13 protein-coding genes and 2 tRNA genes are annotated in these 17,203 nt (G+C 61.3%); 7 read left to right on the forward strand and 8 right to left on the reverse strand.

Going from position 1 to position 17,203, the window contains the following annotated elements; all coding sequences use genetic code 11:
* Positions 1-60 precede the first annotated feature (60 nt).
* The 4 genes from IRZ31_RS06855 to IRZ31_RS06870 all read left to right on the forward strand — a co-directional run bounded on the left by IRZ31_RS06855 (position 61) and on the right by IRZ31_RS06870 (position 2,932).
* The gene (locus IRZ31_RS06855) at positions 61-456 is read left to right on the forward strand and encodes a hypothetical protein (RefSeq protein WP_297151467.1); all 396 of its coding nucleotides are present in this window, start codon (positions 61-63) and stop codon (positions 454-456) included.
* 430 nt (positions 457-886) lie between these two features.
* Entirely contained in the window at positions 887-1,201 is a 315-nt protein-coding gene (locus IRZ31_RS06860) for a hypothetical protein (RefSeq protein ID WP_297151470.1), read from the forward strand.
* Positions 1,202-1,243: 42 nt separating this feature from the next.
* On the forward strand, positions 1,244-1,471 hold the full coding sequence (locus tag IRZ31_RS06865) for a helix-turn-helix domain-containing protein (RefSeq protein ID WP_112431924.1): 228 nt from the start codon (positions 1,244-1,246) through the stop codon (positions 1,469-1,471).
* A 216-nt stretch (positions 1,472-1,687) separates the two neighbouring features.
* Positions 1,688-2,932 (forward strand): site-specific integrase, encoded by a 1,245-nt coding sequence (locus tag IRZ31_RS06870; protein WP_297151474.1) that lies wholly within the window; start codon positions 1,688-1,690, stop codon positions 2,930-2,932.
* A 65-nt stretch (positions 2,933-2,997) separates the two neighbouring features.
* On the opposite strand, the gene IRZ31_RS06875 is transcribed toward IRZ31_RS06870, so the two are convergent.
* The 4 genes from IRZ31_RS06875 to IRZ31_RS06890 form a co-directional block, all read right to left on the reverse strand.
* Positions 2,998-3,070, reverse strand: a tRNA-Gly gene (locus tag IRZ31_RS06875).
* Between the two features lie 63 nt (positions 3,071-3,133).
* Positions 3,134-3,206 (reverse strand) — tRNA-Pro (locus tag IRZ31_RS06880).
* 203 nt (positions 3,207-3,409) lie between these two features.
* Positions 3,410-3,868, reverse strand: a complete 459-nt coding sequence (locus IRZ31_RS06885; protein ID WP_297151478.1) for a hypothetical protein — start codon at positions 3,866-3,868, stop codon at positions 3,410-3,412.
* Positions 3,869-4,041: 173 nt separating this feature from the next.
* On the reverse strand, positions 4,042-4,440 hold the full coding sequence (locus IRZ31_RS06890) for a response regulator (RefSeq protein WP_297151481.1): 399 nt from the start codon (positions 4,438-4,440) through the stop codon (positions 4,042-4,044).
* Positions 4,441-4,779: 339 nt separating this feature from the next.
* Between IRZ31_RS06890 and IRZ31_RS06895 the strand changes: the two genes are divergently transcribed.
* Positions 4,780-5,769, forward strand: a complete 990-nt coding sequence (locus IRZ31_RS06895) for a GAF domain-containing protein (protein WP_297151484.1) — start codon at positions 4,780-4,782, stop codon at positions 5,767-5,769.
* A 235-nt stretch (positions 5,770-6,004) separates the two neighbouring features.
* On the opposite strand, the gene IRZ31_RS06900 is transcribed toward IRZ31_RS06895, so the two are convergent.
* Both IRZ31_RS06900 and IRZ31_RS06905 read right to left on the reverse strand, forming a co-directional pair.
* Positions 6,005-7,405: a sigma-54 dependent transcriptional regulator gene (locus IRZ31_RS06900; RefSeq protein WP_297151487.1), complete on the reverse strand. Its 1,401-nt coding sequence runs from the start codon at positions 7,403-7,405 to the stop codon at positions 6,005-6,007.
* On the reverse strand, positions 7,402-9,918 hold the full coding sequence (locus tag IRZ31_RS06905) for an ATP-binding protein (protein ID WP_297151490.1): 2,517 nt from the start codon (positions 9,916-9,918) through the stop codon (positions 7,402-7,404). The genes IRZ31_RS06900 and IRZ31_RS06905 overlap by 4 nt, the downstream gene beginning before the upstream one ends.
* An 890-nt stretch (positions 9,919-10,808) precedes the next feature.
* Here IRZ31_RS06905 and IRZ31_RS06910 point away from each other — a divergent pair.
* Complete coding sequence (locus IRZ31_RS06910; protein ID WP_297151492.1) at positions 10,809-11,519, forward strand: DUF1345 domain-containing protein; 711 nt, start codon at positions 10,809-10,811, stop codon at positions 11,517-11,519.
* A 17-nt stretch (positions 11,520-11,536) separates the two neighbouring features.
* Here IRZ31_RS06910 and IRZ31_RS06915 read toward each other — a convergent pair whose 3' ends face one another.
* Together IRZ31_RS06915 and IRZ31_RS06920 are read right to left on the reverse strand one after the other, a co-directional pair.
* Complete coding sequence (locus tag IRZ31_RS06915) at positions 11,537-12,832, reverse strand: cytosine deaminase (protein ID WP_297151495.1); 1,296 nt, start codon at positions 12,830-12,832, stop codon at positions 11,537-11,539.
* 275 nt (positions 12,833-13,107) lie between these two features.
* A complete protein-coding gene (locus IRZ31_RS06920; protein WP_297151498.1) occupies positions 13,108-14,487 on the reverse strand; it encodes a cytosine permease in 1,380 nt (459 codons plus the stop codon).
* Between the two features lie 563 nt (positions 14,488-15,050).
* On the opposite strand from IRZ31_RS06920, the gene IRZ31_RS06925 reads away from it, so the two are divergent.
* The gene (locus IRZ31_RS06925) at positions 15,051-17,147 is read left to right on the forward strand and encodes a GAF domain-containing protein (protein ID WP_297151501.1); all 2,097 of its coding nucleotides are present in this window, start codon (positions 15,051-15,053) and stop codon (positions 17,145-17,147) included.
* Positions 17,148-17,203: the final 56 nt, after the last annotated feature.

Here is a 17,203-nt window from a genome sequence, read left to right on the forward strand (position 1 = left end):
CGCTGACCTACCTGGTGATGCCGATGCTCCCGGAGCGGTAGGGAAGAAAGGAGGCGGAGCATGACCGAGCTGCTAGACCGTGCCCGGGCCGCCGGCGGGGACCGGCTCGCGGCCATCGTGGAGAGTCTGGCGGCCACGGAGCCGCCAGAGATGCTGGAGGCAGTGGTGGGCTGTGTCGAGGGACTGCGCCAGGCGATCCTGGAGACGCTGTCGGCAGAGGAGGCGCTCCGTGTCCTCTGCCGCACGACCAGACAGCTGCTCCAGAACCTGCCGCCTCCCGATCCGCGCATCGAGGCCCTGCTGGCGGCTGTGGAGACGGACCCAAGGGCAGGGATCGAGGCCCCCGTGCTGGCGCGCCCCACCAGGCGATCGCTCGCCCCAGCTGCTCAGCGAAGCAACCTGCCGCCCGAGGCCCTCCCCGAGGCCCTCACAGCAACGCTCTGGGAGAACTGCTGATGCAGCGGGTGGAACCCGAGCCAGCGGCCCACACCGGCGGAGGGGGTGACCGGGCGGCGCATCCGCGTCAAGGAGGCGACGGGGAGAAAGAGCAATATGCCGCTCATCTCCCTCGCTCCCACTCGCCTGGTTCCCATCGACATCCCATGCGTCTCCCGCCTCCTGCTCGTCTCTATCCCAGTTCCTTCCTGCCTGCTTCCCTGCTGGTCTCGTCTGCTGGAAGCCAGGTGGAAGCCAGGAGGGAGGGCACGAGGAGGAAGGCGGGGAGCATGAGAAAGAAAGGAAGAGCCATGTAGTCTTCCCTTGCGGTCCGAGCCGGAGCTGCGACCCATCCATCCCTTTCCGGCGCGGATGGCCGCGCGCGTACGGCCAGACCCAAACGGCACCCTGTGGAAACAAGCAGAAGAAGAAGAAGAGGAAGAAGAAGAACATGACAGGACCACTCCCCGGACCCCCGGCAAGCTGCCCTTTTTGTGGAACGTCGCTGGAGTCACTGCGCATGTGGGAGCGCTGGCTGACTCGCAAGCTGGCCCGCGAGCGGGCCTATCTGGACCGGCGTGCCCGGCGGGGTATCCACACCCCAACGGATGAGGTCCTGGAGGACGACCAGCGGCAGCAGGAGGCCTTGCTGCAGGCCATCCGCCAGGCCCTGGCGTGCGCTCCTCCTGCTGGAGCCTCATCTCCAGCAGGGGAGCGGCAGCAACCGCCACTGCATCCCTCCTGCTCCTATCCCGAAGAAGCATGAGTTCCTCTTGACAAGTGCTTTCAGCAGACAAGGAGAAGAAGTATGCGTCGGAGTCATCAACCACCATCTGGGCAGCCATCACCGCCCCCACCACCTGTGGGAAACTTGCTTTCTTTGAAGCAAGTTGCTGAGCGGTTGGGAGTTCACTATACCACCCTGTATCGTTATCGCGCTCAGGGTCTTCCCGTCATTTATGTCAGCCGGAGGAACGTGAAGGTCGATGAGCACGATCTCAATCAGTGGCTTGCTGCGCGGAAAGACAGTCTCTGAGCCAGATGCAGCGGTGGGCTGCCTTGGCAGTGTCATGGAACAGGGGACCCCCTGGTCGTGGGGCAGCCTGAGCAGACGCACTCCCTCTCTGGGGTGCGTCTGCTGCCCTGGAGTGGCGAGCGGGACCCAGGCCGTTGCCTGCGGAGCGCGAGCGACCTCGCACAGAGGAAGGAGCACCGCTCAACCAGGAAGAGCAGGCGTGGATCTTGGCACAGCATGAACAGAGAGGTGGTCGTCATGGCTCGTCATGATGAGCGGCCAGACAGTCAGCCCTCGGAGGCTTCTCAGGAAAGAAGAAGGAAACGCCGCGGACACGGCGAAGGGTCGATCTTTGAGCGCAAGAGCGACCGGAAATCCCGGAAGAAACCCTGGGTGGCCCAGGTGACGCTGGAGACAGGGAAGAAGAAAACAGTGGGGTACTTTCGGACGCGGCAGGAGGCACAGGTGGCCCTGCGCAAGGCCCTCAACGAACTAGAGCAGGGAACCGTCCTGCTGGGACGCGATCAGTCAGTGCGAGACTACCTGGAGCACTGGCTGGAGTATGTCCACAAGCCCTCAATTCGCCTGACGACGTATCTGCTCTATCAGCGCATCCTCCACACCCATATCCTCCCGGCGCTTGGGAACATTCCCCTGCGGCGGCTACAGCCCGAGCATATCGAGCGTCTCTACGCGGCCAAGCGCGAGGAGGGCCTGGCTCCCAAGACCCTCAGTAATATCCACAAGCTGCTGCACGTCGCCCTCAGAGACGCCGTGCGGCGTGGAAAGGTGGCGCGGAACGTTCTCGATATGGTCAAGGCCCCCCAAGAATTCTCCCCGGAAAGATCTCCCCTGACGTCAGACCAGGCCGCTCTCCTGGCCGCGGCGATCAAACAGCACTCCTTGGAGGCGCTGTTCCTGCTGGCGATCATGACAGGGATGCGGCAGGGCGAATTATTAGCCCTGCGGTGGCAGGATGTTGATCTGGTCCGGGGTCGCCTCCAGGTGCTGCGCACCGTCAGCTATAAGGCTGGCCACGGCTTTGTAGAGACCGAGACCAAGACCCGTAAGAGCAGGCGTTCCATTTTCCTCCCCCCGCTCGCCATTGAGACCTTGAAAGCGCACCAGGCCCGGCAACTGGAGGCCCGCCTCAAGGCAGGCGATCGCTGGAAGGAGATGGATTTGGTTTTCTGCACACAGAACGGCAATTTTCTCACCGATAGCTTCGTGCGCCGTCAGTATTACCAGCTCCTGGACCAGGCCGGGCTGCCGCGCATCCACTTTCACGATCTGAGGCATAGCGCGGCCACCATCTTGCTGGCCCTGGGCGTCCCGATCAAAGTCGTCCAGGAACTGCTCGGCCATAGCCACGTGAACACCACGCTCTCCATTTATTTTCATGTGTTGCCGGGAATGCAAGAGGAAGCCATGCGCAAAATGGAGGAAGTGTTACGAGGCCAGCATCCAGAGCTGTCAGAATAGCTGTCTTGAGGGCAAGCGGCGACCCTCTCTTGCAGGAGGGTCGCCCACCTGGCTTGGGAAGAGGGAGCGGGAGACGGGACTCGAACCCGCGACAGCCTGCTTGGAAGGCAGGTACTCTACCACCTGAGTTACTCCCGCCAATGATGGTCACCGTCCTGAGCATCCAGGGCAAAGAGCGATCAGCCACGGCGCCACCACAAATCGGGGTGCGCGGATTTGAACCGCGGACCTCATGGTCCCAAACCATGCGCGCTACCCACTGCGCCACACCCCGTCAGCTGACTGGCTTACTCGCCTACACTGCTCGCGCTCTTTGCCCAGCCCGCTACAGGTGAGCGTTCGCTTACAACCGTGCACCTGCAACTATAACACGGCCTCATCTCGCTGTCAAGTAGGAACCCACCCATTACCGCCTCTTCGGCAGCACCCCAGCCGGCAAAACGCCACCAGCAGCCTGCCGTCGATCTCGCCTTCACCTTACAAATCACGCTTGCGGCGATAGCGCAGCTTTAACAGGAAAAGCTGCCAGCGAGTCGTCAGGCGCGATAGTCCTTGCTGACGCAAAGGAGTCACTCGGCCCCTGCCATAAAAGGTCGCCGAAGAGTAACGCGGGCGCCGCCAAAGCTGGACAAGCAAGACAGCCACCAGGCAGACCAGGCTCACAATCGCCATCAGCCCGGTAAAGACCCCAGGACCTTGCAGGGCATAAGCAAAACCACCCGCGATCAGGGCTGCAATGATGCTGAGGAGTAAAAACCACTGAGAGGCATCCAGTGTCCAGGCAACCGCAGGAAAACGCAGACGCGGCAGCGAGAAGCGCCGACGACGACCTGCACGGGAGCGACCGGCGAACCGCGACCACCGCGAGTCTTGCGACTCACTCTGTTCCAGGTTCCGGAGGATCTCCTCAATCTCGCGCTCATATCTGTTTGGCATGGCTGCTCTGCTTCCTTGAAGGAACTTGCCAAAAACGCCCCTGTTGATAATGATACCAACTTCTTCGCCATCCCGCAAGATTGCAGCCGGCTTGCTTGCCTCTGCCCAACTCTACCCACCTTTAGGCAATAGCGCGCTCGCCCAGCTCACCCTCCCTCACCAACCAGCCCGCCTCACTTCACCTCATCCCAGCTGGCCTCACACGACAACATGCGAAAGAGACCCTTGACCTTCTCCACCAGCTCCAAAGGATGGAACGGCTTCGTAATATGATCTGCCGCCCCCAGATCAACACTAATCCGCTCATAAATGTGCTCAGCATGAGCCGTCATAATGATCACCGGTATCTGATGCAGGACCGGATCATGACGCAAGCGGTTAAAAATCTGATAGCCGTCCAGCCCCGGCATCATGACATCCAGAATAATCAGGTCCGGCCTCTCCACCTCCAGGAGCGCTGCAAGTTGCCTGCCATCCGCCGCCGTGACCACCTCAAAGCCATTGCGGCTTAGCACAAAGGTGATAATTTCTCGCGTCTCCTTATCATCATCTACTACAATAATACGTTTCATCGTCTGTCTGCCTCTCCCGGCCCTTCCCCTGGCGTACCAGTAGGGCTGACACAACGCACGCCGATGCCTGCGGATAGATAGATAGATAAGCGCCGTAGACTTCACAACTGTCCCCACCTTACAGTATAGTCTCCGATGGAAGAGCTGCCCCATAAGGCCGTTAAGCATGCTTCGCCTGACACAAGCAGACAGCTGATTATTAGAAGGGCGCACGCCGCTCCCGTGCGAAGGCAGAATCGAAACTGGCGTCTTCTGGTTGACTCTGCCTGTTCCCTCTGTTATCATATGCCAGAAGAGCATCAATACAGGAACAGAGAGTAGGAGTCTGAGGGGGCGAGTATGAGCGTGAGCGAATCCCCGTCCTGGCAGTCCGTCTTGCAGCGGCTCATCCGAACAACGGCGGAGCGCCAGCGCCTCGCAACGGCGCTCGGAGTAACGACTATGACGCTATCTCGCTGGGCCAACGGCGAGTCAAGGCCTCATCGCTCCCACCTGATCCGCCTCGTCCAGGCCGTTCACCCCCAGTATCGACAGGAGCTGCTGGAGGCCCTGCGTCGCAGTTTTCCCGATATCGATGCCCTCCTGCGCGAGAGCGCCGTCGAGCAAGTGCCTGCTGAGTTCTTCGCCCAGGTGCTCAGCGCCCGTACCACGACGATCGAATCGCTGCGCTTCTGGCAGATCGGCGAGATGGTCCTGCGCCAGGCTCTGGCCCAGCTCGATCCCAATCACCTGGGAATGTCCATCACCCTGATCCAGTGCATGCCTCCCCACCCCGATGGGAAGATCCGCAGCCTGCGCGAGCGCATGGGAAAAGGTACACTCCCCTGGACCGCCGATCTGGAGCAAATGGCCCTCTTCCTGGGAATGGAGTCGCTGGCTGGCTACGTGGTGGAGTCCGGGCGCGTCCAGAGTATCGAAGATTTGCGCAAGTACCACCTCGTCCCCGCCTACCAGAGCGAATTCGAGATCAGCGCCGCCGCCCATCCAATCTGGCTCGGAGGACGCGTCGCCGGCTGCCTGTTGGCCTCCAGCACCGAGGTGGGCTATTTCTCTCAACAGCGTATGAGCTTGCTGGCTATCTTTAGCGATCTGGCTTCGCTGGCGTTCGATCCCAGCGAGTTCTACGCCCCCTCGCAGATCGAGCTGCGGCCAATGCCCTCCCCAGAGAAACAACGCCCGATCCTGGCCACCTTCCGCCAGCGTGTGGCGCGGCTACAGCACCAACGCCGCCTCTCTAACGCTGAGGCCGAGCAGGAGGCCTGGCGCGAGATCGAGGCGGAATTGCTGCGTCTGGGCGAGGAAGAGAATGAAACACTGCTCGACTCCTGAGCCTGGCAGCGCTTTGCCTGGTTGCTCTCCCTCACCTGCCGCTGGGACCGCGCCCCGGCTCGCCCGCACTGGCTCTCTTGCCTCTCCCTCCTTCCTACCCTCTGCGGAGAGCGCCAGACCCAGGTCGGCCTCGTCCTGTCTCTGCCCGGGCATTCTCCTCCCGCCCGCCTCCCGTGTTTAACAGGCCCCAGCAGGCAACCGGCTGAAAGCGGTCCCGGCCTCGCTCCCCTCGTCTTCATTCAATACCATGCTTGCGCATCAGATAACGCAACTGGTCGACCTTGCTCATTCCTAGCAATTCCGCCGCCCGCGTACGATTGTGCCCGGCTTCACAAAGCGCCTGACGAATGAAATATTGCTCCACTCGCTCTACAATGCGCTCCAACGGCAGGGGCTGCACCGGATGGCCAGCCAGCCACTCTTCCCAGGGATCACAGGCCCCTGGCTGATGGCTCTCGCTGTAACCAACGATTTCCTGGGGAAGGTGGGCTGGCTGGATCTCATCGCCATTGCTGAGAATCATGGCGCGTTCAATAACGTTCTTAAGCTCGCGCACATTGCCCGGCCAGCTGTAGGCCAGCAGGAGACGCTGGGCCTCGGGAGAGATGCGACGCACGTTGCGCCCCAACGACTTGTTGAAGTCTTCGACGAAACGCGAGGCGAAGAGTAAGATGTCCCCCGGGCGCTCACGCAACGGCGGCAGGTTGATCTGCATGACTGCCAGACGATAGAAGAGGTCGCGGCGAAAGGTTCCCTCAGCCATCGCCTTCTGCAGATCACGATTGGTGGCAGCGATGACACGCACATTGATTTTGACTTCCTTGCTGCCCCCCAGGCGAAAGAAGGAGCGCGTCTCCAGCACCCGCAGCAGCTTGGCCTGCATATCTAGTGGCATTTCGCCGATCTCGTCGAGAAAGAGCGTACCGCCATCAGCTAGCTCCAGTAGCCCACGCTTCTGCTTGCGCGCATCAGTGAAGGCATATGGCTCGTAGCCAAAGAGTTCGCTCTCCAGGAGATTATGGGCAATAGCAGCACAGTTCAGGGGCTGGAAAGGGCCAGAGGCGCGCGTACTCTGTTCGTGAATGGCATGCGCGACGACTTCTTTGCCGGTCCCACTCTCGCCAGTGATGAGGACAGAGGCGGTATCACTGCGAGCCACACGGGCCACCATCTCAAACACCTGACGCATGCGCTCGCTGTGCCCAACAATGTAGTTGAAGTGATAGTTATCGCTGCGCTCGCGCCGCAGTTGGCGCAGCTCGCGGTACATGGCGCTGGTTTCCAGGGCGCGCTGCACAACAAGTAGCAGCTCTTCGAGGTCGAACCCTTTGAGCAGGTAATCGGAAGCCCCCAGCTTCATGGCTTCGACCGCGCTGCGTACGTCCCCATAGGCGGTCAGCATGATTACCGGAAGCTCCGGCTCGCTGGCCCTGATGCGTTTGAGGACCTCTAGCCCGCTCAGCCCAGGCAGGCGCAGGTCTAGCAAGACAAGATCGACCGAGCATTGTTGAATGATCCGTAGGCCAGCCTCACCCTCAGCGACGGTTTCCACTTCGTAGCCGTGTCTGCCCAGGTAGCGAGCGATCTGGTGCGGCAGGTGCGGCTCATCATCGATGATGAGAATGAACATGCTCATGATGCCTGTGGTCTCCCGCTCATTGGTTCTATGGTCCGAGGCTCGACTTCATTTTCGATCTCAGCGCCATCGTCAGCAGGCGCCAGAGGCAGGCGAATGGTGAAGGTGGCGCCGTAGCCCAGGCGGCTTTCGACGCTGATGTGCCCCTGATGGCTCTCAATGAGACGCTGGGTAATGGCCAGGCCAAGCCCAATGCCGTGCGCTTTGGTGGTGAAGAAGGGCTGGAAGATAAGATCCAACTGCTCCGGAGGGATGCCTATGCCTGTGTCGCTGATGGAGAGTTCTAGCCACCTCTGCTCCTCTGAGGTCAAATAATTGCTCTCGCTCTCAGCGACCCGCACCCGCGGCAGGACATAGCTGGCACCAGCCCCAGACCGTGGACGCAGGACGACCTGAGCTGAGATGGTGAGGATTCCACCTTCAGGCATGGCCTGGATGGCGTTGGTGTAGAGGTTGAAAAGCACTTGTTCCATCTGCTCCATGTCGGCGAGAACAACGGCAAGCCGCCGCTGCGGCTGCTCCAGGAGATCGCGCTGATAGACACGATGGACAACAATCCCGGCCTCATTCAGACAGGGCTGTAGCGTCTGCAAGACGTGCTCATTGAGGGCTATGAGGTCGCAAGGCACACGATGCAGCTGGCGCGGCTTGGCGAAGAGCAGTAGCTCGCGCACGATGTTGTCAAGACGCTCGACTTCTTTGAGGACGACGGCGATCGATTCCTGGGCCCCACGATGCTCTTCGAGGCGCGACTTGACCTGCTCTCCCCGGTCACCAGCTTCGCTGGCCTCGGCTGCTTCACGCTGGACAAGTTTCTCCAGGTCATCCATCAGCATCTGCATGGTGATTTTGATGGAGGCCAGGGGATTGCGCACCTCGTGGGCAACGCTGGCCGCCATCTTGCCCAGCGAAGCCAGCTCATCTAGTCGACGCTTCTCTTCCTGCAGACGATGCATGGAGGTGACGTCGCTGAAGGTAAGCAGGGTACCGATCTGCCTCCCCCGGTCGTTGCAGAGAGGCTGCCAGGTCATGTCAAGCACCAGGTCCTGCCCCTGCCGATCATGGGTAATGAGCGTCTCATGATAGGCCGACGGGGAGCGGTGGCCAAGGTCAGACTGCAGGGCTTCGCGCAGGGCCTGGGGGTTCTTGAGCGGTAGAATCTTGTGAACCGGTTGACCCAGGGCTTCGTAGGGATGATAGCCCAGGATGAGCGAGGCCGCCCGGTTGAAGGTAGTAATCTGTCCGCTGAGATCTAGGGTCATCAATCCGCTGGGAATGCTCTCCAGAATTAGCTCTTTGAGACGTTGGTCGTCAAGGACCTGGCGCAGGAGCTTGCGCGCTTCGTTGCGCGCTTCGATGACCTCGGTCATGAGGTGAATATTCTCCAGGGCGGCGCTGGCCTGACTGGCCAGCACCTGCAGCATCATCAGTTCAACATGGCGCACTTTCCAGGGCCGATAGGTGCCCCCTACTAAGAGACCAAGCACCCGCGGCTCTCTCTCTTCGGGACCACAGAGCCGACCACGCCGCCCAGGATCGCCTCCGCTGATGAGCGGCAGGGCGATGAAGGTGTTGAGGCTGCCTGGTAGATGACTGAGATAGTCAGCAGTGCGCGGACTGCCCGGGCGCTCGATGAGGAGCGGCGTGGGTTGGCCTCCCTGCTCACGGGCATAGCGGAAGAGCGCTTCGCTCAGGGCCGGACTGATCCAGGGCGCCTGCCTGCCCATCGGCGGCGAGAGGAGAACGTCGCAGAGATCAAGCGGCGCAATTTCACGGCTGCGCTGCATGATGATGGTACACAGACGCTCAAGATCGTGGACGGCGCTGTTGATCTGGCTACCGATGCTGTTGAGCAACGAAAGCTCATGGATACGCTCACGGTCTCGCTCTAGCAGCAGGGTGTTTTCGAGGAGCATGGCGCTGACGCCGGCGACGGCTTCCAGCACATGGATCTCTTCTTCGCTCCAATAGGCCGGCAGGCGGCTGCCGATGGCGCCTCCAGCTTCGGGCTGGCCCTCGTGGCCGTCGCGGATGGCCACAAGGACGCCGGTGGCCCGCTGACGGTAGATCAGCGGCACGGCAACGAGCTGCGGCCCGCCCTTGTCTGCTGGCGCGGCGGCAACACGCTGCAGTCTCCAGGCTCGTGCTTCAGGCCGCTCACTGTTGAGGTCGATAGGATTGATCTGGGCAACCGCCAGGAGCGAGGTCGACCAGCCTGGGCGGTCGTCAAAGGTGCCCGAGACAAATTGCAGCGTCTCGCCGATACGCTTGTAGAGCAGGACGTAGCGACTCCGCAGCAGCGAGGCCAGCCGCCGCGGCAGGCTGTCCTGCAGCACCCGGTAATCGCTAATGGCGCTGAATTCGTCGAGAATGGTCGTGACGAGAATGGGCGCGCTCAGCGGCGCAAGAGCTGAGGCGGCTCCCTTTCCTTCTCCTCCAGCTGTCTCTCCTGCCTCCTCGCCTGTACCGGGCCGCGAGGCGAAGATGCCCGAATCATGCTCTGCAGTACGCATGTTTCCCCCCTTCTCCTGACCGCTCCAGTCCGCTGTGCCCCTGTCGAGCAGGACTTGCTAGCCGTCCGCTCTGCTGAGTACTCACATGGAGGTTCTCTTTGCTGACCACACTACACCTCTTCCGCTCTCTCTGCAACCTGGAGCTTCTTGCAACACGCTCTGCGAGGAACACACCCTGGCCACGGACAGCGGATCGCCCCGGTCGCTTCCACCGGCCATAGACTAGACTGGCTGCTCCTCTGCCCGGCTTTGAGCGTGCCATTGTGTGGAAGACCACCAACTGGGCTGGGCCATCGCATCGCCGCTGCTGGCCACCACAGGCGCTCTGGCCGTTTCATGGTCTCTCCCCTCGCCTTTCCAGCCATCTTGAATACTTACCTGCTCGCCCTCCGACCCACCTTCACAGGGCAACTGCTGCTCATCTCAGGCCAGGCACTCCCCCACACACCTCTCCATGCCCCACTTGCCCACTGCCCACCAGACCACTACCAGCTTCCCCACTCCAGCAGTCAGCCTCATCCGCCGTGCCCCCTTCGTCAACAGCACCCCCCGGGGTCCTCTCCTGTTTTCTACTATAGCAGATAGTAGCCTATTTTGCACCTGTCATAGGTCTTGTTTGAAAATATTGCCATTATCTCTGCCTTTCTTGCCTCCTTTCCTGCTACTATTATGACTGATCATTCATAATCTTGTGTAAAATCTGCGGAAGATCACACTGCTATCTTGTGCAGCAGGAGAGCGCCCCCGAGGGATGGAAAGAGCCGGGCACTGGAGAGGGACTTGCAACCGGGCGACAACTTCGCTACCCTGATAGGCGAGCGGCAGTCTGCTCTGGCCCGACCGGGCGAGAACAGACTGACTTGAGGCGATCACGCAAGAGAGAAAGAAGCATGGAAGAGCATCGGAAATCGCACGGAGTGACAGGAATACAGCAGGGAGCAGGGGAGGAACAACAAGGAGCGAAAGAGAGCAAGATCGCGCCGCGCTGGCTGGCCCTGATCGCCGCCCTGCTCTGCGGCCTCCTCTACGCCGTCTTGCCCCCCTGGCTGACCCTCGGGCCGAACTGGCTCCCGCTGGTCCTGGAAGGAATCATTGTGGCTGGGGTTATTGTATTCAGGCTTCTGGCGCGCTCTGGCTGGCAATCCCAACGCATCCACCACTTGCAGCGCCCCCTGGCTTTTGGGCTGCTCGCGATCGTGACTCTGGCCCTTGGCAGTGCCGTGGCGTTGCTCATCTTCAACCTGCCGCGCAGCACGCGGGCCGATATCCTGCTACGGGCCGCCGCCCTGCTCTGGGCCTCCAATATCCTGGTCTTTGCCCTCTGGTACTGGGAAATCGACGGCGGGGGACCAGTGGGACGGCACCGACGCGGTCACCGCGCCGCCGATTTTCTCTTCCCCCAACAGGCGAACGGGAACAGCAGGGGCTGGGTGCCCCACTTCCTCGACTATCTTTTCCTGGCCTTCACCACAGCCACCGCCTTCAGTCCGACGGATACTATGCCACTGACGCGCCGGGCCAAGGCTCTGATGATGCTGGAGTCCTTGCTCTCCTTGCTCGTCCTGGCCATCCTCGCGGCGCGGGCCGTCAACATTCTTTAATCTTCCGCGGAGACAGATCAGGCTGATGGGAGGCGAAAGGTGACCTCACTGCCCTCGGTCTCACCCTCGCGGCGCAGCAGGCTGCGGGCTGGCATCGTTGCGGCTACCTCTCGCCCTCCCTTGAAGACATGCAGGCGAGCCGGCAGCAGGCGTAAGGCTTCAAAAGCCGAAGGGGCATCGAGCAGCACGAAATCGGCAGGCTTCCCCTCTTCAATCCCATAGCGATCCTCGATGCGCAAGACGCGCGCCGCATTGGTCGTGATCAGGTCTAGCACGGTATTCATTTCCTCGTAGCCGCTCATGTGGCAGAGCAAAAGGGCGAGCTGAGCCGCGGCCAGCATATCGCCGCGCCCAAGCGGAAACCAGGGGTCCATGATCGAGTCGTGGCCGAGCGCCACCGTCACCCCGGCCTCCAGCAGCTCCTTGACGCGCGCCAGGCCGCGGCGCTTCGGATAGGTGTCAAAACGGCCCTGCAGGACCACATTATCGAAAGGATTGGCAATGACATTGACCCTGGCCCGCGCCAGCAGACGCAGCAGCTTGAACGCATAGGCATTATCGTAGGAATGCATGGCCGTGCAGTGGCTGGCCGTCACACGCCCCTGCCAGCCAGCGCTGAGGGTCTCCGCGGCCATCACTTCCGTAAAGCGGGAATGGGGATCGTCAGTTTCATCACAGTGACAGTCGATGTCGCGATTGAATTCGCGCGCCAGGGCGAAAGCATAGCGCACATCCTCAACGCCGAGATCGCGCGTCCACTCGTAGTGGGGAATGCCGCCGACCAGATCGCAGCCCAGCTCCAGGGCGCGGCGCATCAGTTCCTGACCATCGGGGAAGGAGAAGATGCCATCCTGGGGAAAGGCCACCAGCTGCAGCTCACAGATGTCGCGCACCTCCTCGCGCACCTCCAGCAGGGCGCGTAGAGCCGTCAGAGAGGGATCGCAGACATCGACATGGCTGCGAATGTAGAGCGTACCCTGGGCAACCTCCCAGCGAATAGCCTCCAGGGCGCGACGCTTGACATCCTCGTGGCTCAGGGAAGGCTTGCGCTCGCTCCAGATCTGAATCCCTTCCAGCAAGGTGCCGCTACTGTTGTAGCGGGGCTGGCCTACCGTGAGGACAGCATCAAGGTGGACATGGGCATCAATGAAAGGCGGCGAAACCAGGCGCCCTGCAGCCTCGATCTCGCGCGCGGCGGTGTCCGCGGGTAGCTCGGGAGCGATACGGACAAAGCGCCCATCGTGCACGGCAAGATCAACGAGCGTCTCTCGGCGATGGAGACGCGCATGGCGCACAATCAAGTCGTAATGCATCTTTCTTCCTCATCAAGTGTTTGATAGAACCCGCCAGGAAGGAGGAGCATGAACAGAGGGCGGAGGCGCGACCGGCAGCGAGCAGGCGAGCCTGGCAGAACGCTCGGAGACCGTCCCGGAAACAGCAAAGAGGGGCAGGCGACCTGTGGCTGCTCTCTTGCCCATCGTCCGCCTGCCCCAGGGTGAACACCTTTCCCCGTTCACCTCCCTCTCTGCTCAGAGGTGCCCACGGGAGGGAAAGCCATCTCGCTCAGGCCCGCTTGTCAGCCCGGCGCTCAGCGCCCAGTCTGTCGTAGCTCAATGGGGCGCAGGAGCAGATAGGCGATGGCAGCCAGGACGATGCCTAGCTCGAAGCCGATATCCATGCCGTAGGGCGGGTTGACCAGCTTCGCCAGCGGGCCGACATAGTAGACCTGCGCGGCCCCCAGGGCCACGCCGATCAGGCCGATGACCATCGCTACCAGGGCCGCCCAGCCGATGGGCAGCTTCTCAGGCGTATTCCAGTCATCGACATTATAGACACCGTGGCGAAAGACAAAGTGCTCCAGGATCAGGATAATCGACCACGGGCCAAGCCAGTAGGCAATCAGCAGGAGGAAATTTTCCAGCGTCTGGTTGAAATTCTGCGCTGCCGGCAGGGCGATCGCCACATAGATCACCGCGCCGATCAGGGTCCAGACGGCGCGCGGCACTCGCTGCAGGCTCCTGCCGACCACCTGGATTGAGAGGCCAAGGCTGTAATCGTTGGGGATATTGTTGGCCACCACGCTGAGGGCCAGCAAGACCAGCAAGACGGTGCCGAAGCCGCCCAGAGGCTGCAACACCCCGGCCAGCAGATCGCCGCCGCCCTTGGGAATCCAGCTCGTCAAGAGCATACCCAGGGTCTCCAGGGCCACGCAGGGCAGAAAGACCCCCAGAAAGGTCAGCCAGAAGACGCGGCTAGCCGGCGTTTCCTCCGGCTGCCGGACATTGTAGTCGGCGGCGTAGGAACTCCAGCCGGTGGCAAAGCCGTAGATCGCTCCACCGAAGGAGATCAGCGAGGCGAACCAGGCCGCGCTCACCGCCGGCGTTGGTACAATTTTCATATGCGGCGCCGCCACCACCGTCATGATGGCGAAGATGATGGCCATCGGAATCCAGGCGAAGCGCTCGTAGCGATGAACATAGCGATAGCCATAGATACTGACAAGGGTTGTCAGCAGAGCAATGACCAGAATACCCGCCCAGCGCGGAATCGCGCCATTGCTCAGGGCCGCTACCAATTGGCCGCCAACAATGACATTGACCGCCGACCAGCCAATGCAAGCCGCGACATTGAAGAGGGCCATCACAATTCCCCCGACCCAGCCGAAGGAGAAGCGCGAGATGGTCATCTGGCGCAGGCCGAGTTTGGGTCCAAGAGTCGAGAAGAAGGCGACGGGAAGCACACCCAGGGCATTGAAGATCACAATCACGGCCAGGCCATCCCAGAAGCCCAGCCTAAAGACCTGGTTGGCCAGGGCCCCCAGGGCTACCGTCGAGATCACCAGGTTGGCCGAGAGCCACATGGTGAAATTGTCAAAGATGCGCACATGAGTGCGAGCAGTGGGGGCCACCCGTTCAATACCGTGAATCTCAATGCCCCGTTCTTCAGGAATAGTGACGATGTCAGACATACTGCTATCTCCTGGAGAAAAACTAGTGGGACGCTCCTCGTTCGCTCACGTGCGAGTTTCGCGCGCTGAAAGGGCTGTCATCCTCGACCTTCCTCGCTCGCGTTGCGCCATTCCACCGCAGGAGGCACCCTGGGAGAACCTTGCGGGCGGCATTCAGCACAGATAAAGAGGTGTCTGGGAGAGTAAACTGAACCACCTGGCCGCCTCTCCGGAGCGCACGAAGGATGAGCTAATTCCAGCTCTATTATATCAGCATCGCCGCCTCCCTGTCACGGTCTCCTGGCCGCTCGCTCGTGAAGTCGGCCAGACCTGGAAGCTTCCGCAGAAGAGCGTTGTATAAAAAAGCCATAAATGCTCATGGGCAGCTTTGACCAGGGAAAGGAGTCCATCACACTAGACGCTCCTCACATAGAGTAGTTACAATGCACACATATAGACATCATACGTCTGTCGGCTGCCGACGACGCACGTGAGAGAGCGGGCGAACGCATAAGCCAACGGGCGCCAGTCCGTCAGCCGCAGCGCACGATGCAGCAGCTATCTCTGTCCATCAGGAGGTCGGCATGGTATCCAGAACAGCCCCGGCTCGCGCCGGGAGCAAACGCCAGGCGGAGCAGGAGAATTACGAGCTGGAGGAGCTACGACGAGAGAACAGCCGGCTGCGCGAGGTCCTGGCGACGAAGTCGCAAGAGTACGCGCTCCTCAACGAGATTATTGCTGCTGTTGGCTCGACGCTCAAGCTCGACGAGATCTTGCACCGTCTTGTCGATGCCATTGTGCGCGCCGTCTCCTGCCACGCCGCATTTCTCTACCTCTACGACCCGGAACACGAGCGCCTCGTGCTGGCAAGCGCCAGTGAGCCGTACGCGCGCTTCGCTGGCAAGGTCGAGCTGGCCCTGGGCCAGGGCATCGCCGGCTGGGTCGCGACCACGTTAGAGCCGGTGATTCTCAAAGAGCAGGCGCGCAGCGATCCCCGCTTTTACATAGTGCCGGAGCTGGACCGCGAGGAATTCCAGTCGGTGATGACGGTCCCCATTGTCAGCCGCGAGCGCCAGCTGATCGGGGTCCTTTCGATGAATACCGCCGCCCCGGCAACCTTCAACGAGGAGCAGCAGCGTTTTGTCTGCAATACGGCGGCCCTGGTGGCGGGCGCCATCGAGAATGCCCGGCTCTATGAGCATACGCGACGCAAGCTGAATATTCTAACGAGCCTCTCGGTGCTCAGCCAGACAATCAGCTCCAGCCTCTACCTCGATGAGATGCTGCGCTCGCTGGCCGCGCTCACAGCGCAAATCATGGAGGCCGATCTGTGTGTGATTATGCTGGTGGATCAGGCGCGAGGTAGGCTAACGGTGCGGGCCGTGGCTTCAGGGCTGACGGAGCGAGAGCATCCGCTGCTGCAACCCGTGGAGGCGGAGCGCTCAGCCCTGGAGGCCCTGCGCGAGCCGGGCGGGGGCACCCCAGCAGGTGCCAGCCCCGGCGGCTCTGGCCCGCTCGCTCCCCCTACCACAACGACCCCCTGCCTGCTCGATAGTGCTCCCGGTCCTGGCCTCCAGAACGGCGACTATCAGACGCAGACCTCCGAGGGCTTCAACCCGCTGAAGGATGGCCAGCATCGGACTCTGCTCTCCGCTCCCCTGGTCTCGGGCACGGAGCACCTGGGCCTGATTAATTGCTATTTCCGCAAGGCCCGGCGCCCCAGCCCCGAGGATCAGGCCCTCCTGAGCACCATCGCCAATCAGGCCGCAATTGCCATTAAGAATAGTCAGCTGGTCGATTTATTGACCCAGAAGAATCTGGTGAAGGCTTTCTTCGATGAGTTGCTCGGCGGCGCTTACGAGTCGGAGGAGGCGCTCAAACAGCGTGCGAAGCTGCTCGGCTGCGATCTGGAACGCCCGCATGTGGTGGTGCTCTTTGAACTGCTCCCCGCCGAGAGCACCACAGGCGCCAGCCCACGCCGCTCCTTGAGCGAGGAAGAGCACCAGACAGCCTATAAGCGGACCTGCAGTCTGATCCGGCGCCGCCTGCAGGATGCTTACCCCGGCTCGCTCCTCTACGAGCAGGAGCGTACCTTGACCTGCCTGGTTCGCCTGACACAAGAAGGCGAGCCTTCCACCTCCACCCCCCCAATGGCCACGCTCAGCCCAGGCAGCAACGCACGCCTTAAGAGCTGGCTACGCGAGCTGGTCCACCAGATCCACCAGGAACAGCCCCTGCATGTGGCCGCCGGCATCGGCAATCCCTGCCAGCAGCTCGCCGACTACCGCCGCAGCGCCGCCGAGGCCCGCGAAGCCCTCCAGATGGGCCGCAGCCTCAATGGCGATGGCGTGACCCACTTTAATGACCTGGGCATCTATCGCTATCTCTATAAGATCGCACGCATGGATGACCTGCGCGATAGTTACCAGGATCAGATTGCCCGCATCGCCCACTACGATCGCCGCAAGGGTACCGAGCTACTCTCTACCCTGGAGACCTATCTGGAATGCGCCGGCAACCTGACTAAAACGTCAAGCCGCCTCTTTGTACATAGAAATACATTGATCCAGCGCCTGGAGCGCCTGCAATCCCTGTGCGATATCGATCTGCAGGACCGTAGCAACTGGCTGAGCTTGCAGGTAGCGATCAAAGTCTATAAGCTGCGCAACAACGTGCCCTAGCTCGCGGCCAGCAGAGCAAGACAAAGCACGAGAGGGCGAAGCGGGGGTATTCCCGC

This window comes from Thermogemmatispora sp., from assembly GCF_019683635.1.
Taxonomy (GTDB): domain Bacteria; phylum Chloroflexota; class Ktedonobacteria; order Ktedonobacterales; family Ktedonobacteraceae; genus Thermogemmatispora.